21 protein-coding genes are annotated in these 23,988 nt (G+C 71.4%); 12 read left to right on the top strand and 9 right to left on the bottom strand.

Going from position 1 to position 23,988, the window contains the following annotated elements:
- Nucleotides 1-20 precede the first annotated feature (20 nt).
- Nucleotides 21-2,546 carry an ATP-dependent Clp protease ATP-binding subunit gene (locus ACWIF2_RS09005; protein ID WP_454359453.1) on the bottom strand — a complete coding sequence of 842 codons (2,526 nt, stop codon included), beginning with the start codon at nucleotides 2,544-2,546 and terminating at the stop codon, nucleotides 21-23.
- Nucleotides 2,547-2,976: 430 nt separating this feature from the next.
- Between ACWIF2_RS09005 and ACWIF2_RS09000 the strand changes: the two genes are divergently transcribed.
- Nucleotides 2,977-3,744, top strand: a complete 768-nt coding sequence (locus ACWIF2_RS09000) for an SCO3374 family protein (RefSeq protein WP_454359452.1) — start codon at nucleotides 2,977-2,979, stop codon at nucleotides 3,742-3,744.
- A 9-nt stretch (nucleotides 3,745-3,753) separates the two neighbouring features.
- On the opposite strand, the gene ACWIF2_RS08995 is transcribed toward ACWIF2_RS09000, so the two are convergent.
- The 5 genes from ACWIF2_RS08995 to ACWIF2_RS08975 all read right to left on the bottom strand — a co-directional run bounded on the left by ACWIF2_RS08995 (nucleotide 3,754) and on the right by ACWIF2_RS08975 (nucleotide 6,482).
- Entirely contained in the window at nucleotides 3,754-4,089 is a 336-nt protein-coding gene (locus ACWIF2_RS08995; protein WP_184594809.1) for a histone-like nucleoid-structuring protein Lsr2, read from the bottom strand.
- 223 nt (nucleotides 4,090-4,312) lie between these two features.
- The gene (locus tag ACWIF2_RS08990) at nucleotides 4,313-4,846 is read right to left on the bottom strand and encodes an amino-acid N-acetyltransferase (protein WP_382490843.1); all 534 of its coding nucleotides are present in this window, start codon (nucleotides 4,844-4,846) and stop codon (nucleotides 4,313-4,315) included.
- Between the two features lie 9 nt (nucleotides 4,847-4,855).
- Complete coding sequence (locus tag ACWIF2_RS08985; protein ID WP_454359451.1) at nucleotides 4,856-5,371, bottom strand: BlaI/MecI/CopY family transcriptional regulator; 516 nt, start codon at nucleotides 5,369-5,371, stop codon at nucleotides 4,856-4,858.
- Nucleotides 5,372-5,531: 160 nt separating this feature from the next.
- Nucleotides 5,532-5,714, bottom strand: a complete 183-nt coding sequence (locus ACWIF2_RS08980; protein WP_454359450.1) for a hypothetical protein — start codon at nucleotides 5,712-5,714, stop codon at nucleotides 5,532-5,534.
- An 18-nt stretch (nucleotides 5,715-5,732) separates the two neighbouring features.
- The gene (locus ACWIF2_RS08975; protein WP_454359456.1) at nucleotides 5,733-6,482 is read right to left on the bottom strand and encodes a hypothetical protein; all 750 of its coding nucleotides are present in this window, start codon (nucleotides 6,480-6,482) and stop codon (nucleotides 5,733-5,735) included.
- Nucleotides 6,483-6,952: 470 nt separating this feature from the next.
- Between ACWIF2_RS08975 and ACWIF2_RS08970 the strand changes: the two genes are divergently transcribed.
- The 5 genes from ACWIF2_RS08970 to ACWIF2_RS08950 all read left to right on the top strand — a co-directional run bounded on the left by ACWIF2_RS08970 (nucleotide 6,953) and on the right by ACWIF2_RS08950 (nucleotide 13,106).
- A complete protein-coding gene (locus ACWIF2_RS08970) occupies nucleotides 6,953-7,480 on the top strand; it encodes a hypothetical protein (RefSeq protein WP_454359449.1) in 528 nt (175 codons plus the stop codon).
- 45 nt (nucleotides 7,481-7,525) lie between these two features.
- On the top strand, nucleotides 7,526-10,729 hold the full coding sequence (locus ACWIF2_RS08965; RefSeq protein WP_454359448.1) for a S41 family peptidase: 3,204 nt from the start codon (nucleotides 7,526-7,528) through the stop codon (nucleotides 10,727-10,729).
- Nucleotides 10,730-10,827: 98 nt separating this feature from the next.
- Nucleotides 10,828-11,181 carry a histidine triad nucleotide-binding protein gene (locus ACWIF2_RS08960; protein ID WP_454359447.1) on the top strand — a complete coding sequence of 118 codons (354 nt, stop codon included), beginning with the start codon at nucleotides 10,828-10,830 and terminating at the stop codon, nucleotides 11,179-11,181.
- A gap of 6 nt (nucleotides 11,182-11,187) precedes the next feature.
- Nucleotides 11,188-12,093 carry a ribonuclease Z gene (locus ACWIF2_RS08955; protein ID WP_454359446.1) on the top strand — a complete coding sequence of 302 codons (906 nt, stop codon included), beginning with the start codon at nucleotides 11,188-11,190 and terminating at the stop codon, nucleotides 12,091-12,093.
- A gap of 20 nt (nucleotides 12,094-12,113) precedes the next feature.
- Nucleotides 12,114-13,106 carry an adenosine deaminase gene (locus ACWIF2_RS08950; RefSeq protein ID WP_454359445.1) on the top strand — a complete coding sequence of 331 codons (993 nt, stop codon included), beginning with the start codon at nucleotides 12,114-12,116 and terminating at the stop codon, nucleotides 13,104-13,106.
- A gap of 15 nt (nucleotides 13,107-13,121) precedes the next feature.
- Here the strand turns inward: ACWIF2_RS08950 and ACWIF2_RS08945 are convergent, their stop codons facing one another.
- Nucleotides 13,122-14,180, bottom strand: a complete 1,059-nt coding sequence (locus tag ACWIF2_RS08945; RefSeq protein WP_454359444.1) for a heme/hemin ABC transporter substrate-binding protein — start codon at nucleotides 14,178-14,180, stop codon at nucleotides 13,122-13,124.
- Nucleotides 14,181-14,328: 148 nt separating this feature from the next.
- Between ACWIF2_RS08945 and ACWIF2_RS08940 the strand changes: the two genes are divergently transcribed.
- The 4 genes from ACWIF2_RS08940 to ACWIF2_RS08925 all read left to right on the top strand — a co-directional run bounded on the left by ACWIF2_RS08940 (nucleotide 14,329) and on the right by ACWIF2_RS08925 (nucleotide 19,330).
- Nucleotides 14,329-15,063, top strand: coding sequence for a hypothetical protein (locus tag ACWIF2_RS08940; protein ID WP_454359443.1), 735 nt, complete (start codon nucleotides 14,329-14,331; stop codon nucleotides 15,061-15,063).
- 46 nt (nucleotides 15,064-15,109) lie between these two features.
- Nucleotides 15,110-16,066 (top strand): HtaA domain-containing protein, encoded by a 957-nt coding sequence (locus ACWIF2_RS08935; protein ID WP_454359442.1) that lies wholly within the window; start codon nucleotides 15,110-15,112, stop codon nucleotides 16,064-16,066.
- A gap of 85 nt (nucleotides 16,067-16,151) precedes the next feature.
- Nucleotides 16,152-16,691 carry a hypothetical protein gene (locus tag ACWIF2_RS08930; RefSeq protein ID WP_454359441.1) on the top strand — a complete coding sequence of 180 codons (540 nt, stop codon included), beginning with the start codon at nucleotides 16,152-16,154 and terminating at the stop codon, nucleotides 16,689-16,691.
- A gap of 95 nt (nucleotides 16,692-16,786) precedes the next feature.
- Nucleotides 16,787-19,330, top strand: a complete 2,544-nt coding sequence (locus tag ACWIF2_RS08925; protein WP_454359440.1) for an immunoglobulin I-set domain protein — start codon at nucleotides 16,787-16,789, stop codon at nucleotides 19,328-19,330.
- Between the two features lies 1 nt (nucleotide 19,331).
- Here ACWIF2_RS08925 and ACWIF2_RS08920 read toward each other — a convergent pair whose 3' ends face one another.
- Together ACWIF2_RS08920 and ACWIF2_RS08915 are read right to left on the bottom strand one after the other, a co-directional pair.
- Nucleotides 19,332-20,672: an MFS transporter gene (locus tag ACWIF2_RS08920; RefSeq protein WP_454359439.1), complete on the bottom strand. Its 1,341-nt coding sequence runs from the start codon at nucleotides 20,670-20,672 to the stop codon at nucleotides 19,332-19,334.
- 201 nt (nucleotides 20,673-20,873) lie between these two features.
- Nucleotides 20,874-21,656: an IclR family transcriptional regulator gene (locus tag ACWIF2_RS08915; RefSeq protein ID WP_454359438.1), complete on the bottom strand. Its 783-nt coding sequence runs from the start codon at nucleotides 21,654-21,656 to the stop codon at nucleotides 20,874-20,876.
- Between the two features lie 87 nt (nucleotides 21,657-21,743).
- Here ACWIF2_RS08915 and ACWIF2_RS08910 point away from each other — a divergent pair, with 87 nt between their 5' ends.
- On the top strand, nucleotides 21,744-22,697 hold the full coding sequence (locus ACWIF2_RS08910; RefSeq protein ID WP_454359437.1) for a 5-dehydro-4-deoxyglucarate dehydratase: 954 nt from the start codon (nucleotides 21,744-21,746) through the stop codon (nucleotides 22,695-22,697).
- Nucleotides 22,694-23,983, top strand: coding sequence for a glucarate dehydratase family protein (locus ACWIF2_RS08905; RefSeq protein ID WP_454359436.1), 1,290 nt, complete (start codon nucleotides 22,694-22,696; stop codon nucleotides 23,981-23,983). The genes ACWIF2_RS08910 and ACWIF2_RS08905 overlap by 4 nt, the downstream gene beginning before the upstream one ends.
- The last annotated feature ends 5 nt before the right edge of the window (nucleotides 23,984-23,988 follow it).

Genomic DNA, 23,988 nt, shown 5'->3' with positions numbered 1-23,988 from the left:
CTCTCACTCAGCCGTGACGCTTACGCGTCCTTGCTCAGGTTCGGCCCGCTTCCGCCGGCCGCCTGCTCGATCGGCGGGGCGTCCGGCAGTGCCGCCTTCTCCTCGCCCCGGAAGGTGAAGGTCTTGGAGTCGCCCTCGCCCTCCGTGTCGACGACCACGATGTGACCGGGGCGCAGCTCGCCGAAGAGGATCTTCTCCGACAGCGAGTCCTCGATCTCGCGCTGGATGGTGCGACGCAGCGGACGCGCACCCAGCACCGGGTCGTAGCCCTTCTGGGACAGCAGCTCCTTGGCGGACTGGGAGAGCTCGATGCCCATGTCCCGGTCCTTCAGGCGCTCGTCCACCTTGCCGATCATCAGGTCGACGATCTTGAGGATGTCGTCCTGGCTGAGCTGCGGGAAGACGACCACATCGTCGACGCGGTTGAGGAACTCGGGCCGGAAGTGCTGCTTGAGCTCGTCCTGGACCTTGTTCTTCATGCGCTCGTAGTTGGACTTCGTGTCACCCGAGGCCGCGAAGCCCAGGTTGAAGCCCTTGGAGATGTCCCGGGTGCCGAGGTTGGTCGTCATGATGATGACCGTGTTCTTGAAGTCCACGACCCGGCCCTGGGAGTCGGTCAGGCGACCGTCCTCCAGGATCTGCAGCAGCGAGTTGAAGATGTCCGGGTGGGCCTTCTCGACCTCGTCGAAGAGGACCACGGAGAACGGCTTGCGGCGGACCTTCTCGGTCAGCTGGCCGCCCTCTTCGTAGCCCACGTAGCCGGGGGGCGAACCGAAGAGCCGCGAGACCGTGTGCTTCTCGCTGAACTCCGACATGTCGAGGGAGATCAGCGCGTCCTCGTCGCCGAAGAGGAACTCGGCGAGCGCCTTGGACAGCTCGGTCTTACCGACACCGGACGGGCCGGCGAAGATGAACGAGCCACCGGGACGCTTCGGGTCCTTCAGACCGGCACGCGTACGGCGGATCGCCTTCGACAGCGCCTTGACGGCGTCGACCTGGCCGATGACCCGCTTGTGGAGCTCGTCCTCCATGCGCAGCAGACGCGAGGACTCCTCCTCGGTCAGCTTGAAGACCGGGATGCCGGTGGCGGTCGCGAGGACCTCGGCGATCAGCTCGCCGTCGACCTCGGCGACGACGTCCATGTCGCCGGCCTTCCACTCCTTCTCCCGCTTGGCCTTGGCGGCCAGGAGCTGCTTCTCCTTGTCGCGGAGGGAGGCGGCCTTCTCGAAGTCCTGCGAGTCGATCGCGGACTCCTTGTCCCGGCGGACACCGGCGATCTTCTCGTCGAACTCGCGCAGGTCCGGCGGCGCGGTCATCCGGCGGATACGCATCCGGGAACCGGCCTCGTCGATCAGGTCGATCGCCTTGTCCGGCAGGAAGCGGTCCGAGATGTAGCGGTCGGCCAGCGTGGCGGCCTGGACCAGCGCCTCGTCGGTGATCGAAACCCGGTGGTGGGCCTCGTACCGGTCACGGAGACCCTTGAGGATCTCGATCGTGTGCGGCAGGGACGGCTCCGCGACCTGGATGGGCTGGAAGCGGCGCTCGAGGGCCGCGTCCTTCTCCAGGTGCTTGCGGTACTCGTCCAGCGTGGTGGCGCCGATGGTCTGCAGCTCACCGCGGGCCAGCATCGGCTTCAGGATGGAAGCCGCGTCGATGGCGCCCTCGGCGGCACCCGCACCGACCAGCGTGTGGAGCTCGTCGATGAACAGGATGATGTCGCCGCGGGTGCGGATCTCCTTGAGCACCTTCTTCAGGCGCTCCTCGAAGTCACCGCGGTAGCGGGAGCCGGCGACCAGCGCGCCGAGGTCGAGGGTGTAGAGGTGCTTGTCCTTGAGGGTCTCGGGCACCTCACCCTTGACGATGGCCTGGGCGAGGCCCTCGACGACGGCGGTCTTGCCGACGCCGGGCTCACCGATCAGGACCGGGTTGTTCTTCGTACGGCGGGACAGCACCTGCATGACCCGCTCGATCTCCTTCTCGCGCCCGATGACCGGGTCGAGCTTGGACTCACGAGCGGCCTGGGTGAGGTTCCGGCCGAACTGGTCGAGGACCAGGGACGTCGAGGGGGTGCCCTCGGCAGGCCCGCCGGCGGCGGCGGTCTCCTTGCCCTGGTAACCGGAGAGCAGCTGGATGACCTGCTGCCGCACCCGGTTGAGATCTGCGCCCAGCTTGACGAGGACCTGGGCGGCGACGCCCTCGCCCTCGCGGATCAGGCCGAGCAGGATGTGCTCCGTGCCGATGTAGTTGTGGCCCAGCTGAAGGGCCTCGCGGAGCGACAGCTCCAGGACCTTCTTGGCACGGGGGGTGAAGGGGATGTGGCCGGACGGGGCCTGCTGGCCCTGGCCGATGATCTCCTCCACCTGCTGGCGGACCGCCTCGAGCGAAATCCCGAGGCTCTCAAGGGCCTTGGCGGCGACACCTTCACCCTCGTGGATCAGGCCCAGGAGGATGTGCTCAGTGCCGATGTAGTTGTGGTTGAGCATCCGGGCTTCTTCCTGAGCCAGGACGACAACCCGCCGCGCGCGGTCGGTGAACCTCTCGAACATCGTTAATCGCTCCTCAGAGCGGTCAGGCAGTGGGGGGAACTTCCCCTCCCTGTCCTTCCGCAGCTTAGTCCCGCAAGCGGGGACCGCTCATTCCAACTGCCGACACCGTCGATGGCCTCCTGACCCCGAACGCCGACATCTGCTCCAACCCGATGGTGCGAGACGATGTTCCCGCAGGCCAGGCAGTTACCCCCATCGCCAGTACGCCGATGGCGAACGTGAGACGGCCTTTCCTGCGTGTCGCCCCCTCCCACTAGGGATGTCTTACCCGTAGAGCCCGGATGTCCATGCCGGGTGCCCCGGTTCCCTCCGCTACGGGCGAACAACCTTGCGCCTCCCGGCAGCCACCACACGCCCCCATTTCGCCACTCTGTGCGCTCGCTCAGAAACCCAGCGTAACTCGCACGTCCTTCCGGCGGTTGCGCTTGGCATGTTCGGAGCCCCGCACCCCGTGACCGCGTCCGGGTCCCCGCTCGTCCCGCTCCCCCGCCGGCCGCTCGACGAGAGCTGTCCGGTCCGGCGGTGGTACGAGAGGGACCTGGGCTGGCCGACGGTGCCCGGGGATCCGGTGCGGCTGATGGTGGGCGCTCGCTTCGACGTCCTGGACGTGCCGGCCGAGGCGGGTTACGCGGCGCTGCGGCGTCTGGGGCCGGGCTCTCCTGTGGCCGTACGGGGCGACCGCGTGCGGCTGCTGGTGGCGGCGGGCAGCGCGGAGGAGTTGCCCGGGCTGCTGGAGTGGCTGGAGTGGGGGTCGCTGGCGCTCGATCTGGTCGCGATCGGGGCGGGGGGCTGCATCGAGGCGCCCGTGCCGGTCGGGGTGGGCGAGGTGCTGCCGCGTGCGGCGGATGCGTTGCCGCGTGCGGCGGATGCGTTGCCGCCCTGCGGGGCGGACGGGCCATCATCCCGTGAGAACGTGCTGCCGCCCGGCCAGAGGGCCTCGCTGGTGTCTCCTGGGGCGGCCATCACCGGTCCGCTCGCCCTGGGCCCGGTCGGTTCCCAGGGGGCCGCCGTGTGGCTGCGGCCCCCCGAGCCGGGGTGCGAGGTCGAGGCCTCGCTGCCGACGCTGTCGGCCTTGGGGGGTGGTGGGGGCGCCCCCGATCTCGTACGGCTGGTGGACACGGTGGCCACGCACTGCCACCGGGTCCGGCTGCGACGCGCGTGCGCCCAGCCGCCGGCCTTGCGTGCGCAAGGTCAGTAGTGCCGCTGTTCAGCCGTTGGCCTTCTCGTAGGCCTCGCGGATGGTCGCGGGGACACGGCCGCGGTCGTTGACCTCGTAGCCGTTCTCCTTCGCCCAGGCGCGGATGGCCGCGGTGTCCTGGCTGCCGCTCGAAGCCGCGCGCGCCTTTCCGCGCCCGCCCGAAGCACGGCCTCCGGTACGACGACCGCCCTTCACGTAAGCCTCGAGAAGGCCACGGAGCTTGTCCGCATTGGCGGTGGTGAGATCGATCTCGTACGTCTTGCCGTCCAGCGCAAACGTCACGGTCTCGTCCGCCTCGCCACCGTCGAGGTCGTCGACAAGAAGGACCTGAACCTTCTGTGCCACCGGATTTCCTTTCATCGATATCTTCAGGGCCGGGGAGTGTGCCGGCGTCCGCCGTATCGCCGTCCCCTGTTATATGCAGTACTGCAGTACGTCGGAAAGCAAACCGCTTTTGCCGGAAAAACACAAACCCTCGGCAGAGACCGGGAGCCCTGGCTCCGTCCGGAAACGTACGCGTTTCGGACATAGGGCACCGGGGCAGGTGTCGATCCCCAATCGCTGACGATCACAGATGCAGAAGCATCCGGCTGTTGCCCAAGGTGTTCGGTTTCACTCGTTCGAGACCGAGGAACTCCGCGACACCCTCGTCATAGGAACGCAGCAGCTCCGCGTAGACATCCGTGTCGACCGGCGTCTCGCCGATCTCCACGAAGCCGTGCTTGACGAAGAAGTCGACTTCGAAGGTCAGACAGAAAACGCGGCGAACGCCGAGCCAGCGGGCGGTGTGCAGCAACTTCTCCAGCACTTGGTGTCCGACGCCCGCGCCCTTCAGGCCCCGCTTCACCGCGAGAGTGCGGACTTCCGCGAGGTCTTCCCACATCACGTGCAGGGCGCCGCAGCCGACGACCTCCGCGTTGTCGTCCCGTTCCGCGACCCAGAACTCCTGGATGTCCTCGTAAAGCGTCACCGTTGCTTTGTCGAGCAGGATGCCGCCGCGGACGTAGGCGTCAAGGAGACGGCGCACCGCCGGGACATCGCTGGTGCGGGCCCGTCGGACGGTGATGGCTTTTGCGGTGGCTTCGGGGCTCTTCGCGGACATGGGCGGACGCTATCGCCCGCCGTGGTCCTGAGCGGAGGCGGGGTTCTCGGGAGTGGCTTCTCGGGGTTCTGCGGGTTGTGGCGGTTCTGCGGGTTGCGGTTGCGGCGGTTCAGTGGGTTCAGCCGGTTCGGTCGAATCAGACGCTTCGGTCGGTTCCAGGGTTTCCGGGACCTGGACGATGCGTACGGCATCGCGGAGAGCGTGTCGCTGTTCCTCGCTCATCATGCCGAAGAAGGCGACGAGAGCGGCTGCGGGGTTGTCACTCTGCGACCAGGCGTCGTTCATCAGGGCGGCGGCGTAGGCGGCGCGTGTGGAGACCGCCTCATATCGATAGGCACGGCCTTCCGCCTCGCGGCGCACCCAGCCCTTCTGATGGAGATTGTCCAAAACGGTCATCACCGTGGTGTAGGCGATGGACCGCTCCTTCTGAAGATCTTCCAGGACTTCCCGAACGGTCACCGGGCGGTTCCACTTCCACACCCGCGACATGACCGCGTCTTCGAGTTCTCCCAATGGGCGAGGCACAGCTCAGAACAATAGTGGGAGATCTCGGGAATGGCGTGGCGGACGTGCGCTTCAGCGGCGAACAGGAACAAAAAGGGCGTACGACTCGAAGTGGGGGCCTCGCGGTGGGCGGGCCTCGCCGAGTCGTACGCCGGGCGGGGTGAAGGGGGTGAAGGTGTGGTCAGGCCTTCGGGGTGCTCGCGGAGGACTGGTGGGCGCCCTCCACGCGCGCGAGGGCGGCGTCCACGGCCGCGTCCTCCTTGGCCTTGTTGGCGCCGCCCTGTGTCTTCACGATCACCCGGATCACGCCGATGAAGAAGACGGCCATGACGGCCGGGGGCAGAAGCGCGGAGACATAGTCCATGGATCCAGGGTAGCCACGTCAGCCGGCGGCGAGCTGCTGGGGGTTCGCGGGGGGCGGCGGGGTGGGCTTGCGGCGCGGGAAGACCTCGCCCGGGGTGGGGATCGGGCGACGGCTGGGCTTCGGGGTGCCCGGGGTGGGGGGTGGGGTCGGGGCCGGGGCGGGCTTGGGGGCGGGTTTCGGGGCCGGGGGCTTGCGGGCGGGCTTCTTCGCGGGGTCCTTTCCGGGGGTGTCCTTGGCGGAGCCTGGGGAGTCCGCGCAGTCCGGGGTCGCGGAGAGGCCTCCCGGGAGGGCCAGGAGGCGGGTGCGGGCCGCTGGGACGGTGGGGGTGGGAGTGGGGGTCGAGGCGGGGGCGGGGGCGGCGGGGGTCGCTCGGGTGGCCGGGTGGGGGGTGTGGGGGTGCTGCTGCGCGTGGGTGCGTACGCGCTGCTCGGCGAGGCGGCGGCAGCGGTCCAGGAGGGTGGCGGCGGTGGGGTTGCCGCGCAGGGCGCGGAGGGCCGTGAGGTCGTGCGGGTGGGGGCGGTATCCGGCGCCCAGGGCCTCGTCCAGGAGGGTGAGATAGCCGGCGGCGGTGCCGGGCAGGGCGGCGCGGTACCGGCCGAGATCGGCCACGAGGAAGGCACGCAGCCTGGCCCCCTCCCGCGTCGCCTCGTCCAGCGACTCTGCTAGGCGGAGGCAGTCCTGGACGTCGTCGGACGAGGCGGAGGTGGGGTGGAGGGCGAGGGCGAGAGCGCGGCGGAGCACACGCAGCTCCTCCACGCCGAACGCCATGCCGCCGCGGGATCCGTATGGCGTGGGCATGGTGCGACGATACGCGCTAATCAGACAAATTACGCATAGGGGGCGCGGGTGTGGCGTGGGGGACCACTCGGGTGGGCGGGGTGCCTGCGGCGGCCTGTGCGGCCTTGGTGGGGGTGCGCGTCGCGCCTACGCGGTGGTGGTGGGTCGGGGCCGCGCCGGGGGGTGGCCGTCCTCGGAACGTCGCGATGGGGAGCCACACCGACTGACTGTCCGTTGACGCGACAACCGCTGCGGGCGGACACCCCCCGACACGGCCCCTTCCGTGAGCCGGCGGGTGCGGGTTCGCTCAGCTGCGGGCATGCGTGCCGCTGGGGGCGGCACGGGTGGGCGCAGCGGGACCCCGTTCCGCCGGGTTGCGGGCCCACCCGGCCCCGGCAGCGACGCCCTGGTGGCCAGTTGCGCTCTACCGTCCCGCCCGCTTCGGTGGGAGGCTGCCCTTCATGGGGGCATTGAAAAGGGTCGCGGCCGTGGCGGTGTTCGCGGTGGTCGGCGTGGGTGGTGCTGTCGCCTGTGAACCCGGCGGTGGGGTCAGCTCGGCCGCTGTCGCCTATACCACCGACGAAACCGTCACCAAGGAGCTCAACCGGCAGAAGGCGGGCGTGCGTTGGCTGACCTGTACCGCTTCGTACGGGGACTCCGGCAAGGGTGGGAACGCCTCGCCCTCGGCGCGTGAGAAGACCGTCGCGACCGTCGACTGTGAGGGGGAGACCGAGGACGGGAAGGACATCACCGTCACCGGCAGGGTCACCCACGCCGTGGACGGCGAATGCGTGCGCGGGAAGATCACCGCCAAGGTCGACGGCAAGGTGTGGTTCGAGGTCGACGGGCTCGGCAACTGTGACGCCACTCCGTCGCCGGTGGGGGGCGGGCCCACGAACGGGCAGCCCGGGCCCACCGTCACCGTGACCGTCACACAGACCATCTGGTGCGAGCGCTATCCGGACTGCCGCCCTGTCGAGGGCAAGTGATCCGAAGTCTGTCCGCGTGGCGCCGTCCCTGCATAGGGTGATCGGGTGACTCAGTCCGCATCGCCTGCTTACCTCCGGTTCCCTCACGTGCACGGCGACCTGGTCGCCTTCACCGCCGAGGACGACGTGTGGCTCGCTCCTCTCGACGGCGGCCGGGCCTGGCGGGTCAGCGCCGACAACGTGCCGGTGACCCAGCCCCGCATCTCGCCCGACGGCACCACCGTCGCGTGGACCTCCACCCGTGACGGCGCTCCCGAGGTGCACATCGCCCCGGCCGACGGCGGACCCGCCAAGCGGCTGACGTACTGGGGAAGTTCGAAGACCCAGGTGCGCGGGTGGACGCCGGAGGGCGAGGTCCTGGCCATCAGCACCCAGGGGCAGGCGAGCCTGCGCCGCACCTGGGCGCGTGCCGTCCCGCTCGACGGCGGTCCGGCCACGACCCTGCCGTACGGGCCCGTCGGTGACGTCGCCTACGGGCCGAGTGTGGTCTTGCTGAGCGCACCGATGGGGCGCGAGGCCGCCTGGTGGAAGCGGTACCGGGGTGGTACCGCGGGGAAGCTGTGGATCGACCGGGAGGGGGACGGGGAGTTCGTACGGCTGCACGAGGAGCTGGACGGGAACGTCGAGTATCCGCTGTGGGCCGGCGAGCGCATCGCCTTCCTGTCCGATCACGAGGGCACCGGGGCGCTCTACTCCTCCCTCGCCGACGGGGCCGATCTGCGGCGGCACACGCCACTGGACGGCTTCTACGCCCGGCATGCCGCGACCGACGGCACCCGGGTCGTCTACTCCAGCGCCGGTGAGCTGTGGGTGCTCGATGATCTGGACGGGGCCGAGCCGCGTCTGCTGGACGTGCGGCTGGGCGGGCAGCGCGTCGATCTTCAGCCGTTTCCGCTGCACGCCTCCCGGTCGTTCGGGTCCGCGTCCCCGGACCACACCGCGCGAGGCAGTGCCGTCTCCGTACGAGGCTCCGTCCACTGGGTCACCCACCGCGCCGGCCCCGCCCGCGCCCTCGCCGCTACGCCCGGCGTGCGGGCCCGGCAGCCGCGTGCCTTCCGCGCCGACGGCGAGGAGTGGGTGGTGTGGGTGACGGACGCCGAGGGCGACGACGCCCTGGAATTCGCGCCCGCCACCGGACTCGCCCCGGGGGCGACGCCGCGCCGGCTCGCCGCCGGGCAGCTCGGCCGGGTGCTGGAGCTCGCCATGGCGCCCGACGGCAGTCGTGCGGCCGTCGCCTCGCACGACGGGCGGCTGCTGCTCGTCGAGCGGGAGACGGGCGAGGTGCGGGAGGTGGACCGCAGCGAGGACGGTGATGTGTCGGGGCTCGTCTTCTCGCCCGATTCCGGATGGCTCGCCTGGTCCCATCCCGGGCCGCGGCCCCTGAGCCAGCTGAAGCTCGCCAACACCACTGACCTGTCGGTCACCGAGGCCACCCCGCTGCGCTTCCAGGACTACGCGCCCGCGTTCACCGTGGACGGCAAGCACCTCGCGTTCCTGTCGACCCGCTCCTTCGACCCGGTCTACGACGAGCATGTCTTCGACCTGGCGTTCGTGGAAGGGGCGAGGCCGCATCTCATCACCCTCGCGGCTACCACGCCGTCGCCGTTCGGGCCGCAGCGGCACGGCCGGTCCTTCGAGACGCCCGACCGGGAGGAGACCCCCGACAGCGAGGGCACCCCCACCACCCGCATCGACATCGAGGGCCTCGCCGACCGCATCGTGCCCTTCCCGGTCGAGGCCGCCCGCTACTCCAACCTGCGGGCCGCGAAGGACGGCGTCCTGTGGCTGCGCCATCCCGTCTCCGGAGTGCTCGGCGCGTCCCGGGCCACCCCCGACGATCCCGAGCCCAAGTCCGAGCTGGAGCGCTACGACCTCGCCCAGCAGCGGGTCGAGCATCTCGCGGTCGACGCCGACCACTTCGAGGTCAGCGGCGACGGCAAGCGGGTGCTGCTGTGGACCGACGGGCGGCTCAAGGTCGTCCCCAGCGACCGGCGCGCCTCGAACGACGACGACAGCGACTCCAACATCACCGTCGACCTCGGCCGCGTACGCCAGTTCGTCGACCCGGCCGCCGAGTGGCGGCAGATGTTCGAAGAGAACGGCCGCATCATGCGGGACCACTTCTGGCGGCCCGACATGAGCGGCGTCGACTGGTCCGGCGTCCTCGACCGCTACCGCCCGGTCGTGGAGCGGTGCGCCACCCATGACGATCTCGTGGACCTGCTGTGGGAGGTGCAGGGCGAACTCGGCACCTCGCACGCCTACGTCACCCCGCGCGGCGGCTACGGCCGCGGCGCCCGTCAGGGCCTGCTCGGCGCGGACATCTCCCGCCACGAGGACGGCAGTTGGCGCGTCGACCGCATCCTGCCCTCGGAGACCTCCGACCCGGACGCCCGCAGCCCGCTCGCAGCACCCGGTGTCGCCGTACGCCCCGGGGACGCGATTCTCGCGATCGCGGGACAGCCGGTCGACCCCGTCGCCGGGCCCGGCCCGCTGCTGATCGGCACGGCGGGCAAGCCGGTGGAGCTGACCATCTCCCCGTCCGGCGGCGGCGACCCCCGGCACGCCGTCGTCGTCCCGGTCGCGGACGAGGAGCCGCTGCGCTACCACGCCTGGGTCGCCGACCGGCGCGCCTACGTCCACGAGAAGTCCGGCGGCCGCCTCGGCTATCTGCACGTCCCGGACATGCAGGCGCCCGGCTGGGCCCAGATCCACCGTGACCTGCGCGTCGAGGTCGCCCGCGAGGGCCTGGTCGTCGACGTCCGCGAGAACCGCGGCGGCCACACCTCCCAGCTGGTCATCGAGAAACTCGCGCGGCGCATCGTCGGCTGGGCGGTTCCGCGTGGCATGCGCCCCTACAGCTACCCCGAGGACGCCCCCCGCGGCCCCGTCGTGGCCGTGGCCAACGAGTTCTCCGGCTCCGACGGCGACATCGTCAACGCCGCGATCAAGGCCCTGGGCCTGGGCCCGGTGGTCGGCACCCGCACCTGGGGCGGCGTCATCGGCATCGACAGCCGCTACCGCCTCGTCGACGGCACCCTCGTCACCCAACCCAAGTACGCCTTCTGGCTTGAGGGCTATGAGTGGGGCGTCGAGAATCATGGTGTGGACCCGGATGTGGAGATCGTCCAGCGCCCCCAGGATTACGTGGCGGACAGAGACACCCAACTGGACGAGGCCATCCGACTGGCACTGGAAGCGCTGGAGGCCAGTCCCGCAAAAACGCCCCCGGCTGTGCCAACCCTTTAGGGGCGCGGGGAACTGCGCGACCAGCCACAACGCACCCGCACCCGCCGACGATACGATGCCCAAGTCGGACCCACATTCGGCCAACCCTCGGAGGAGACATGGCAGGGGAGCCCCAGGAAGACTGCCTGTTCTGCAAGATCGTCGCCGGTACCATCCCGGCGACCATCGTCCGCCAGACAGACACCACCGTCGCGTTCCGCGACATCAACCCCCAGGCCCCCACCCACGTCCTGATCATCCCCAAGGCGCACTACGAGAACGCCGCCGCCCTCGCCGCCGCCGACCCCGCCCTCACCGCGGACATCATCCGCGAGGCCCAGTCCGTCGCCGACGAGGAGAAGCTCGACAGCCACCGTCTCGTCTTCAACACGGGCAGCGGCGCCGGTCAGACCGTCTGGCACGTGCACGGCCACGTGCTCGGCGGCCGCGGCCTCGAATGGCCCCCCGGGTAGTCCCCCTTGTCCGTACGTGAACTCGTGGTTCTCGGCACCGCCAGCCAGGTGCCGACCCGGCACCGCAACCACAACGGCTACCTGCTGCGCTGGGACGGCGAGGGCATCCTGTTCGACCCCGGCGAGGGCACGCAGCGGCAGATGCTGCGGGCCGGGGTCGCCGCGCACGACCTGAACCGGATCTGCGTCACGCACTTCCACGGTGACCACAGCCTCGGCCTCGCCGGCGTCATCCAGCGCATCAACCTCGACAAGGTGCCGCACGAGATCACCGCGCACTACCCCCGCTCCGGGCAGCGCTTCTTCGACCGCCTCCGGTACGCCACCGCCTACCGCGAGACCGTCGACATCACCCAGTCGCCCGTCTCCGCCGACGGGCCCCTCGCCCGTACGGGCACCTACACGCTGGACGCCCGGAAGCTGTCGCACCCGGTGGAGTCGTACGGCTACCGGATCGTCGAGCCCGACGGCCGCCGCATGCTGCCCGAGCGGCTCGCCGCGCACGGGATCAAGGGGCCGGACGTCGGCCGCATCCAGCGGGAGGGCTCGCTCGGCGGGGTTCCTCTCGACGACGTGAGCGAGGTGCGGCGCGGGCAGCGGTTCGCGTTCGTCATGGACACCCGGCTGTGCGACGGGGTGTACGCGCTCGCCGAGGGCTGCGACATGCTCGTCATCGAGTCGACTTTCCTTGATGAGGACGAGCAACTCGCCGTGGAGCACGGGCATCTGACGGCGGGGCAGGCCGCGCGGGTGGCCCGGGCCGGTGGGGTGCGGCATCTGGTGCTGACTCACTTCAGTCAGCGTTACAACGGCCCGGACGAGTTCGAGCGGCAGGCGCGGGCCGCCGGGTATGAGGGTGAGCTGACCGTGGCGCACGATCTACTGAGAGTGCCGGTTCCGAAGCGTCGGTGAATCAGCCGTACGATGAATTGATGTCCCTCCCCAAAGCCGAACTGCACCTTCACATCGAAGGCACCCTGGAACCGGAACTCGCCTTCGAGCTCGCCGCGCGCAACGGCGTCACGCTGCCGTACGCCGACACGGACGAGCTGCGCGAGGCGTACCGGTTCGAGGATCTGCAGTCCTTCCTGAACCTGTACTACGAACTCATGGCCGTCCTGCGCACCGAGCGCGACTTCGAGGACCTGGCCAATGAGTACCTCGCCCGCGCCGCCGCCCAGGGTGTGCGGCACGCGGAGATCTTCTTCGACCCGCAGGCCCACACCAGCCGGGGGCTGGAGATCGGCACGGTCGTCGAGGGGCTGTGGCGGGCGCTGGGCAGCAGCGAGGCGAATTACGGTGTCTCGACCCGGCTGATCCTGTGCTTCCTGCGTGACGAGTCCGCCGAGTCGGCCCTGGCGACCCTGGACGCGGCCAAGCCGTACCTGGACCGGATCACCGGCGTCGGCCTCGACTCGGCCGAGGTCGGGCACCCGCCGGTGAAGTTCCGCGAGGTCTACGAGGCCGCCGCCGCGCTCGGGCTGCGGCGGGTCGCGCACGCCGGTGAGGAGGGGCCGCCGGAGTACATCACCGAGGCGCTGGACATCCTCGGCGTGGAGCGGGTCGACCACGGGCTGCGCTGTGTGGAGGACCCGGCGCTGGTGGAGCGGCTGGTCCGGGACCGGGTGCCGCTGACGCTGTGCCCGCTGTCGAACGTCCGGCTGCGGACCGTCGACACCCTCGCCGACCACCCCCTTCCCGCGATGCTGGACGCCGGCCTCATGTGCACGGTGAACTCGGACGACCCGGCCTACTTCGGCGGCTACGCCGGCGAGAACTTCGACGCCGTGCGCGCCACCCTCGGTCTGAGCGAGGAGCGGCTGCGGGAGCTTGCCCGCAACTCCTTCCTCGCGTCCTTCCTGGAGGACGACGAGGAGCTGCGGGCACGGTATCTCGCCGAGGTGGAGGCCTACACCTTCCCGTAGGTCCGCCCGCTGCGTTCAGTCGCCGTGGATGCGGTCCACCAGGATGTCGATGACCAGCGGCGTGCGCGGGCCGTAGCCGAGCAGGACGCCGTCCTCCACGTCGACGACGCGGCGGTTCATCCCGGCGGGGGTCTGGGCGATGCCGGGGATCTTGACGAGTCCGTCGATGCCGCCGACGGACTCCAGGCCCTTCGACATCATCAGGATGACGTCCGGCTGAGCCTGCGCGAGGGCCTCGGTGGTGATCGGGGTGAACGGCTTGTCCAGGCCGGCGGCGGTGCCCGCGTCCACCGCGCCCGCGGCCTCGATCAGGGAGTCGGCGCCGGAGCCCTTGCCGCCGATCAGATAGACGGCCGCGCTGCCGCGCAGATAGAGGAACGCGACCTTCGGCCTGCTGCCCTCGGGCACGGCGTCCCGGGCGGCGGCGAGTTCGTCGCTCATCCGCGTGTTGAGCGCCTTGCCCGCGTCCGGGACGCCGAGGGCCTCGGCGATACGGGTCGTGCGCGTGGTCACGTCGGACAGCTTCGTCGCCGGGTCGAGGACGACGACCGGGATGCCGGCGTCCCGGATCTGGTCGAGCGCCTCGTCGGGGCCGGTGTCGGTGTCGGCGAGCACCACGGTCGGCCGCAGGGACAGCACGCTCTCCGCGCTCACGTCGTGCGCCTTGGTGACCTGGGGGAGCTTCTCCGCCTCGGTGAACGTGGCGGTGATGTCGCGGCCGACGACGCGGTCGCCCAGCCCCAGCGAGAACACGATCTCCGCCACGCCGCCGTTGAGCGGCAGGATGCGGGAGGCGTCCTCGACGGTGACCTTCCGGCCGTCGGAGGAGTTCACGGTCGCCGGCAGCTTCGGGGTGGGTGTCTTGCCCTTCAGGGGCACGATCGTGTTCTTCGCGAGCTGCTTCTCGGCCGCCGTGGCACGGGCGTTCGCCGATGCCGGTGGGGCGTCCGAGCCGCCGGAGGACGACGATCCCCCTTCCGAGCCGCAGGCGCCGGTCAGCAGTCCGAGGGTGAGGGCGAGTGCGGCGAGGGCGCGCCTGCGGGCGGGGGGACGGCATCTCGCTGAGTTGAGCATGGCTCCACTTTTCCTCTCTCGCGACGCACAACTGACGGTTAGTTTAGGTTAGGCTCACCTTAATAAACGTTGGTGGGGGTGTTTCGTGCCATCGTCAACTGACCTGCGCCGCAAGGGAGTTGCCCGATATCGAGGAGCTTGGGGGATCGTGGCGGCCGTCGCTGCCCTGCTCGTCCCGGGGGCCGCTCCGGCCGTTGCCGCCGGTGGTTCGGCGACCGGTCCCGAAGGGCAGAAACTCACCGTCTCCAAGTCCTCCGGCCTGAAATCGGCGGGCGAGACGGTGACCGTCACCGGCTCCGGCTACAACACGGAGAAGGGCATCTACGTCGCCTTCTGCGTGGACAACGGGCCGGGCAAGACCCCCACGCCCTGTGTCGGCGGCGTCGACATGTCCGGCGAGTCCGGTGCCTCGGCCTGGATCTCCTCCGACCCGCCCTCGTACGGGGACGGGCTGGCGAAGCCGTACGGCGGCAGCGGGCATGACGGCACCTTCAGTGTGAGGCTCAAGGTGCGCGCCAAGGACGCCAACACCGACTGCACGAAGACCGGCGTGACCTGCGCCGTCATCACGCGTAATGACCACACGCGCGGTGGCGACCAGAGCCAGACGGTCCGGGTGCCGGTGACCTTCGGCGGCGGTTCGTTCGGAGATGGCGGTGCGTCGGCCACGCCGAGCGCCACGGCCGGGGCGAGCACCACCGGCGGGGGCGGCGTGGTGCGTTCCGACGGCGGTGGCGGCAAGGACTCCGGCGGCCCGCTGGCCAGTACCGGCTCCGCCGCGCTGCCGCTCGGGCTCACCGCCGCCGGGCTGGTCGCCGCCGGCACCGGTACCTGGTTCTGGGCGCGCGGGCGCCGGACCGCCGGGCGCGCGGACGTGAGCTGACTCGACTGCCGTCCAGACGCGGCATGTTCCGGAAGGGGAAACGAAGATGGCGAAAAGACCCGGCGCCGTCGCCCTGGCCGTCGGCACCGCCCTGTTCGCGGTGCTGTCGCCGGGCGCGGCTGCGGCGCAGGAGGGGGAGGCCCTTCCGCGCGAGGTGTCCGGAGGGTACGCGAGCTGGAGCACGGCCGTGCCCGGCCCCACCGGCAGAGGCATCGCGCTGACCACGGACCGGCCGGCCGTACAGGGGGCGGCCGACCGGTCCTGGTTCCCGGCGACGGGAGGCGGCGCGGATCCCGAAACCGGTGCGGCGGACGTCGAGTTGGGCGGCACCGCCCGTCTCGAACGGTCCACCGGCCCGGGCGACCCGCTCGTCCTGGGCGGCCTGCGGCTGGAGTTGACCGGCGGCGGGGGCGGTGGTGCGCTGCACGCCCGGGCCGTGACCGACGGCCGCGCCCAGGAGGTGACGCTGGCCGAGTTCGCGGCGGGCGGCGCCGAACCCGCCGTACGCGCGGGCGGGATGACCTGGACCGGGCTGCGGGCGTCCCTCACGGACGAGGGGGCGGGGCTGCTGTCCGAGTGGAGCGGGGAGCCGTTCGCGTCGGGGGACGCGTTGGGGGTGCTGGATGTGACGGCCGGTACCGGAGCCGGGGGCGGCCCTTCCGGTGACGTACCGTCGCCGACCCCTACTGCCCCGGGTGCGCCCGCGCCCGAACCTGAGAGGGAGCCCTTGAGCGCCCCTGTGGCCTCCGTCGCGCGCTCCTCACTCGCCCCCGGCGAGGAACAGCGGGTCACCGGAGAGGGTTTCGAGCCCGGTGCCGTCGTGCTCGTCGCGATCGACGGCGACACCCGGTACCAGACGGTGGCCGACGAGGAGGGTCGGGTCGCCCGGGCCTTCCCGGTGTACGCCACGGCCGTCGAGGGCGAGCACGCGGTCGAGTTGTCCGCCGTGACCGGCCAACGGGGCGCCGTTGTAGCGCAGTTCACGGTGCGTGCCGCGAACTGACCCTTGATTAGTTAGGCAAGCCTTACCTAATCTTTGCTCGCTGTCGACCAACGAGGTCGACCGACGAGAAAGGGCTCGTACCCCCATGAGATCCGCCTTCTCCGCCCGTACCGCCGCCCGTGCCGGCGTGGCCGTCGCCGCATCCGCCGCCCTCACCCTGGGCCTGGCCGGCTCGGCCTCCGCCGCCACCTCGACCCGCACGATCACCGACGGCGGCACCACGTACAACCTGTCGGTCACCGCCCCGAACACGGCCTCGGCGGCCGGCCAGGTCATCAACGTCACCGGCTCCGGCTTCAACCCGGGCCAGGGCATCTACGTAGGCCTGTGCGTGGTCTCGGGCGCTCCGGGGGCCGCCAAGCCGACCCCCTGTCTGGGCGGCCAGGACGAGAGCGGCTCCACCGGCGCCTCGCACTGGGTGAACAACACCTTCGGCGGCATGTTCGCCAACAGCTCCAAGTTCGGCACCGGCGGCACGTTCAACGTGAACATCTTCGTCAAGGCCACCCTCGACAACGGCCAGGTCTGTGGTGAGGACGTCACCTGTGCCGTCGTCACCCGCGCCGACCACTTCGACAGCGGCGACCGCAAGTACGACGTCCACGTCCCGGTCACCTTCCAGTGACGGCTGACTGACGCACCGCCAGGCCGGGCCGCGGGGCACTCCGGGGCCCGGCCCTCGGCGCGTACGGGCCCACCCGACCATGTGAGGAACCGCTCATGCATCACAGACGCCCGGCGGCGCTGCTCGGCGTCGTCGCCCTGGTGGCCGCCTCGGTCGCCGTGGGCGCCGGCACCGCCGCGCAGGCCGCCGACACCCCGAGAACGGGCCTCGGCAAGAACGGCCAGAAGCTCACCGTCTCCGCCTCCGCGAACCTCGACCCGGACGGCGAGACCCTGCGCGTCACCGGCTCCGGCTACGGCACCGCCAAGGGCATCTACGTCGCCGTGTGCAAGGACAACGGCGACAACCGCATCCCCACCCCCTGCCTGGGCGGCGCCGACCAGAGCGGCGGCAGCGGCGCCTCTAAGTGGATCGTCCCCGAGGGCGATGCCAACGAGGGCCCGCTCACCGAGACCTTCGGCGACGGCGGCACCTTCGACGTCGAGATCGAGGCCGCGGCCAAGGACGGCGGGCTCGACTGCGCCCAGGTCCGCTGCTCGGTCGTCACCCGCGTCGATCACCGGGCCGCCGGCGACCGCTCCCAGGACGTCCGGATCCCGATCACCTTCCAGGGGCAGGACCCCGGTGGCGACAGCGGCGGCGTGGACGTCCCGGCCGGCACCGTCGGTTACGCGCGCTCCGCCGAGATCACCACCGTCGGCCGGCCCAACGCCCTGCTGCTGCACCCCGACTCCGGGAAGCTGTACGTCGGCTCCGACAACATCCCCGACACCGCGGACGTCAACGAGGCCGGCCTCTACGTCCTGGACCCCGGGGACGGCAAGCTGCTCAGCCATGTCGCCAAGGCCCCCGGCTCCACCGGCACGATGCAGCCCCGCGCGGTGCAGCGGATCATCGCCCCGCTCGCCGGTGACGGGGTCGTCTTCCAGTACCCGGTGCGCGGCATCGGCACCGCCAAGGACGGCGACACGGCGGCGAAGGGCGTCTGGCCGCCCGGCGGCGCGGTCACCGGGGCCGCTCCGGGCACCGGTGCGGACACCGTCCTGATCTCCCAGGGCGCCGCCCTGTCCGAGGTGGAGACCGCGACCGGGGCCGTCAGGCGGACGGTCACCCTCGACGGCGGCGGCGACCTCGCGGCCGACACCGCCCGCAAGACCCTCTGGTCCGCCGAGGCCACCGGCGGCAAGCTCCGCCGTATCGACGCCGGGTCCCTCACCGTGACCGCCGAGGCGGCCCTGCCCACGGAGATCCTCGCCTTCGTCGAGGTGGAACCCGAGACCGGCAACGTCTGGGTGGGGACGGGCTCTTCGGTGCTCGTCTTCGACAAGGACGCCAAGCTCCTGACGACCCTCAAGGGCAAGGACAGGCCCACCGCGGTCGCCTTCGACAAGACCACGGGCGAGGCCTTCGTCCTCCGTGAGGATTACGGCAGCGCGGAGGACGGCGCGGACAACAACGGCGTCCTGGAGGTGTACGACAGCACCGCCTTCGAGCAGGCGGCTGTGCCCGTCGCCCTGCCCGGCAGCCTCGCGGGCGGCTTCGGCGGCGTGGCCGTGACCCCGGGCGCCGGTTCCGTCTATCTGACTCACCAGGCGGAGAGTTCGGTCCTCCGCTTCGACCGCCGTGTCTCGCCGAAGGTCACCCAGTCCCCGACCGACCAGACCGTGGCGCCGGGCGACAAGGCCACCTTCGTGGCGGCGGCCGAGGGCACCCCGGAACCGACCGTGCGCTGGCAGGTCAGCACCGACGGCGGCCAGACCTGGTCCGCGATCGAGGGTGCGACGCGCACCTCCTACTCCTTCACGGCGCAGTCGGGGCAGAACGGCTACCGGTACCGCGCCGAGTTCAAGAACACCGCCGGTACCACCCGCACCTCCCCGATCACCCTGACCGTCAAGGAGGCCGGGGGCGGCGGGCCCGGGGGCGGCGACGGCGGCGAGAACACCGAGCCGTCCGGCACGAAGACCGTGACCGGTCCGGAGGGGCAGAAGCTCACCGTCACCCCGGTCAACCACCTCTCCACCGAGGACCAGACCCTCAAGATCACCGGCTCCGGCTACGACACTAAGAAGGGCGTCTACGTCGCCCTGTGCGTCGACAACGGCGCGGGCGAACTGCCCACCCCGTGCATCGGCGGCGTCGACATGTCCGGTACCTCGCACTCGTCGGCGTGGATCTCCTCCAACCCGCCGGACTACGGCGAGGAGTTGGCGATCCCGTACGGCAAGGGCGGCACCTTCGAGGTCGAGCTGACGGTGGACGCCAAGGACGAGTACACCGACTGCTTCAAGGCCACCTGCGTCCTGGCCACCCGCGCCGACCACACCCTCTCCGGCGACCGCTCCCAGGACGTCAAGGTGCCTGTCGCGTTCGTCGGCCAGGACCCGGTGGACACCGACGGCGGGAACGGTGGTGGTACCGGGGGCGGCACCGGTGGCGGCGGCACGGACGGCGGTACCGGTACGACGGGCGGCACCGGCAGCGGCAGCGGTTCCGGTGGCGGCACCGGAGCGTCGGCCGCCGGTTCCTCCGGCAGTCTCGCCTCCACCGGCGTCACCGTCCTGACGGTGGCCGCGCTGGCGGCGGCCCTCACGGCGACGGGCTGGTACGTGCACCGGCGCGCCGGCGGCGCCCTCTGACCTAGGCGGCTCCGGACCCCGGCGAGGCACCCGCGTGCCGGGGTCCTGCCTGGTCGTAGGCCCGCTGGGCCGGAACGGCCGCGGCCTCCACGGCGATCTCCACGACCGGCTGTTCCGGGGCGCCGATCTCGGGGATCGCGCCGGAGGGCGTGCCCGTGGCGGCGGCGACCAGGGCGGCCGGGTGGCCGCCGCGGCGGCGGATCGCACCGGGCAGCAGCGGGCGCCCGCCGGTGTGCAGGGCGACGGCCGTCATCGGCAGGGCGATCACCAGCAGACCGGCGCCGAGGACCGCGCCCATGGCCGGGAACCCGGCCTGCGCCGACAGCACACTGCCGGTGAGCGGCCCGGCGGCCGTGCCCAGCGAGGACGCCGAGCCGACCAGCACCGCCCAGCGGCCGCGCGGGTCGAGCGAGGCGGCGAGCCCGATCAGATACGACAGCACCACCGGGTAGAGCGTGTTCCAGGCGATCTCGCCGGTCGCGAAGCTCGTCAGGTCGGTCGAGGAGGCGCTGAGCGCGATACAGCCGGCGATGAGGACCGTGCCCGCCCCGATGGGCACGGCACGTCCCAGCCGGGCGCCGAGCGCGCCCGCCGCCAGGACCCCGGTCAGTCCGGCGCCCAGTCCCAGGGCGAACACGGCACCGACGGTGGCCTCGCTGAGGTGGGCCTGGTCAAGACCGATCCGTCCGCTCACGCCCCACAGGGAGTTCTGGGCGAGCGACCAGCACAGCATGGCGGCGGCCAGCACCAGTCCCGAACGGGCGTGCGGCAACCGGGCCTTGTGGTGCCGGGTGGGCGCGGCGGGCACACCGGCGGGGAGGCGGCCGGTCAGCGGCCACACGACCAGGGCCGTCAGGGCGATCGCGGCCAGCGGCAGGCCGTGCCCCGGGCCGAGGCGCGGGACCGTCAGATACACGGCACCCGCGAGGGCGGAGACGGTGAGCAGTCCGGCGGTGGAGGACCGGTGCGGATCCCGCTGCCCGGCGATGAGGGTGGCGGCGACGGTGGTGGCCGTGCCGGAGCCGAACCCGCCGAGGACGGCCCCGGCGACGACGGCCGGTACGGCGGTGGTGAGCGCGGCACCGCCGTAGCCGAACACGGCCAGGGCGAGCCCGATCCGGGCGAGGGTGCGGGCTCCGATCCGTTCGACCCGTGAGGCCAGGACGAATCCGGCGGCGGCCGAACTCAGCAGCAGCGCACTGCCGACGGCGCCGGCCTGCGTGGCGGAGAGCGGAAGGTCCGAGTCGAGCCTGCCGACGGTGGTCGGCAGCAGATACGGAGCGAGGTACCCGGCCGTGAAAAGGGCAACGAGGGGCCAGGGTGTGGTGCGGGGGGCGAACACGGGCGTTCCCAGGGCATGCGAAAGGAGCGGGAAGAGGGGGGAGGGGCGACGACCGTCGACGGACAGGAACGCGCGGGCAATTTGTATCAAGCAAGTAGTCGAACGCGTGAACCGAGAAGGTGTGATCTAGAGCACGTTGCGTTTGGTGCGGTGAAGCCCGGGTAGACGAGTGCCTTTCGCCAGGTGGCGCGGGTGTTTTCGCTAACGCCAGTGCACCGCTCCGGCCCCCGCCGGAACGGTCGCCTCGGCCTTCGCCCGGATCTCCCGCATCACGGCGACGATCCGCTCCTCGTGCTCCGGAGTGAGCCGGGCGACCGGCACCGAGCAGCTGATCGCGTCCAGCGCGGGGGAGTCGTAGCGCAGCGCGAATCCGAAGCCGACGATCCCGCTCACGCCCTCCTCCCGGTCCACGGAGTGGCCGCGGGCCCGGACCCGTGCGAGGTCGGCCACCAGGGACTCCCGGCTCGTGTGCGAGTTCGGGGTCAGCGCCTCGTACGGCCCCTCGGGCAGCTCCTCGTCCGGGCGTTCCGCCAGCAGCGCCTTGCCCAGCGCTCCGGCGTGGGCGGGCAGCCGGCGCCCCACCCGGCTGATCGTGCGCAGGTACTCGTGCGACTCCCGTGTCGCCAGATAGGCCACGTCCCGGCCGTCCAGACGCCCCATGTGGATGGTCTCGCCGAGCGCCTCGGACGCCTCGTCGAGATACGGCCGTACGGCCCGGACCCGGGGGTCGGTGTCGAGGTAGCTCGTACCGGTGAGCAGGGCGTGGATGCCGATGCCGTACAGGGAGCCGGTGACATCGGTGCGGACCCAGCCGCGCGAGATCAGGGTCTGGAGCAGCGCGTACATCGAGCTGCGCGGCACGCCGAGTTCGTCGGCCAGCTCCTGCAGCCGGGCCGGGCGGTCGCCGCGTGCCGCGAGGAGTTCCAGCAGCTCGACCGTGCGCGCCGCGGACTTAACTTCGCGGACGCCCCCTGTGTCTGACATGAGCCGATCGTAATCGGGCGGCCCGGGCGGTTGACGTTCGCGTATCCAACCGCCATTCTCATATATAGATGACGTCTATATAAGGAGATGACCGTGAGCGCTGGCGCTGGACCGGAAGCGGTCGCGCGGCGGCTGCGGGACGGCATGGCCGGTGGCGTGCTGTCGTTCCCGCTGACGAGCTTCCGCGACGACGGCACCCTCGACCCGGACGGCTTCCGCGCCTACGTCGCGGAGCGGCTCGCCGCCTCGCCCGGCGCCGTCTTCCCCGCCTGCGGCACCGGCGAGTTCTTCTCGCTCGACGAGGACGAGTACCGGCAGGTCGTCACCATCACCGTCGAGGAGGCGGCGGGCCGCGTCCCCGTGGTGGCCGGCATCGGATACGGCTGGGCGCAGGCCGTGCGGTTCGCGCGCATCGCCGAGGATGCGGGCGCCGACGCGCTCCTCGTGCTGCCGCACTACCTCGTCGCCGCCCCGCAGGACGGCCTGGTCGCCCAGCTCGAGCAGATCGCCGCCCGCACCCGGCTGCCGCTGATCGCCTACCAGCGCGGCCAGGTCGCCTTCACCGCCGAGTCGCTCAAGCGCGTCGCGGCCCTGCCGAACGTCATCGGCCTCAAGGACGGCCACAGCGACCTCGACCGGCTGCAGCGCCTCACCCTCTCCGCCCCCGAGGGCTTCCTGTTCTTCAACGGCGCCGCCACCGCCGAGATCCAGGCCCGCGCCTACGCCACCGTCGGCGTCCCCGCCTACTCCTCCGCCGTGCACGCCTTCGCCCCCGAGATCGCCGACGCTTTCTTCGCCGCCCTGCGCGACGGCGACCACGGCACGGTCGACAAGCTGCTGCGCGACTTCTACGTCCCGCTCGTCGAACTGCGCGACCGCGTCCCCGGGTACGCCGTGTCGCTGGTGAAGGCGGCGGCCCGGCTGCGCGGCCACCGGGTCGGGCCGGTACGCGCCCCGCTCACCGACCCCTCCGACCGCGACCTCGCCGAGCTCTCCGCCCTGCTGGGCGCCGGCCTCGACCTCGTAGGAGCCACCCTGTGAACCTCGCCATCACGGACGTACGGCTGACGCCGATCCTGGTCGCCGACCCGCCGCTGCTGAACACGCAGGGCGTGCACCAGCCGTACACGCCCCGGCTGATCGTCGAGGTGGTCACGGCCGACGGGATCACGGGCGTGGGGGAGACCTACGGCGACGCCAAGTACCTGGAGCTGGCCCGGCCCTTCGCCGAGCGGCTGACGGGACACCAGGTCAGCGATCTGAACGGGCTGTTCACGCTTGCGGACCAGGTCGCCGTGGACCGCTCCCGGGTGGCGAACGCCGTCGACGTCGGCGGGCTGCGGGGTGTCCAGACCGCCGACAAGCTGCGGCTGTCCGTCGTCTCCGGCTTCGAGGTGGCCTGCCTCGACGCCCTCGGCAAGGCCCTCGGACTGCCCGTGCACGCGCTGCTCGGCGGCAAGGTGCGCGACGCCGTCGAGTACAGCGCCTACCTGTTCTACAAGTGGGCCGACCACCCGGAGGGCGTCCCGGCCGAGAAGGACGACTGGGGCGCCGCCGTCGACCCGGCGGGCGTGGTGGAACAGGCCCGCCGGTTCAAGGAGCGCTACGGCTTCACCTCCTTCAAGCTCAAGGGCGGCGTCTTCCCGCCCGACGAGGAGATCGCGGCCGTACGGGCACTGGCCGAGGCCTTCCCGGGGCATCCGCTGCGGCTGGACCCCAACGGCGCCTGGTCCGTCGAGACGTCGGTCGAGGTGGCCCGGGAGCTCGGTGAGGTCCTGGAGTACCTGGAGGACCCCGCGCTCGGCACGCCCGCCATGGCCGAGGTCGCCGAGCGGACCGGCGTGCCGCTCGCCACCAACATGTGCGTGACGACGTTCGCCGAGATCAAGGAGGCGTTCACCAAGGGCGCTGTTCAGGTCGTGCTCTCCGATCACCACTACTGGGGCGGCCTGCGCAACACCCAGCAGCTCGCCGCGATCTGCCGCACCTTCGGGGTCGGCGTGTCGATGCACTCCAACACCCACCTGGGCATCTCGCTCGCCGCGATGACCCACGTGGCGGCCACCGTCCCGAACCTCCACCACGCCTGCGACTCCCACTACCCCTGGCAGTCGGAGGACGTCCTCACCGAGCGGCTGACCTTCGAGGGCGGCAAGGTCGCGGTGTCGGACGCGCCCGGGCTCGGCGTGGAGCTCGACCGCGAGCGCCTCGCCGTACTGCACCGGCGGTGGCTGGACGACGACGGCGCGCTGCGGGACCGCGACGACGCGGCGGCCATGCGGATCGCCGACCCCGAGTGGGTGACGCCCTCGATGCCTCGCTGGTAGGACCT

The sequence above is a fragment of the Streptomyces sp. NPDC055506 genome (genome assembly GCF_053643595.1).
The sequence above is the reverse complement of the archived record's forward strand: the minus strand, read 5'-3'. Positions and strand labels throughout refer to the sequence as shown.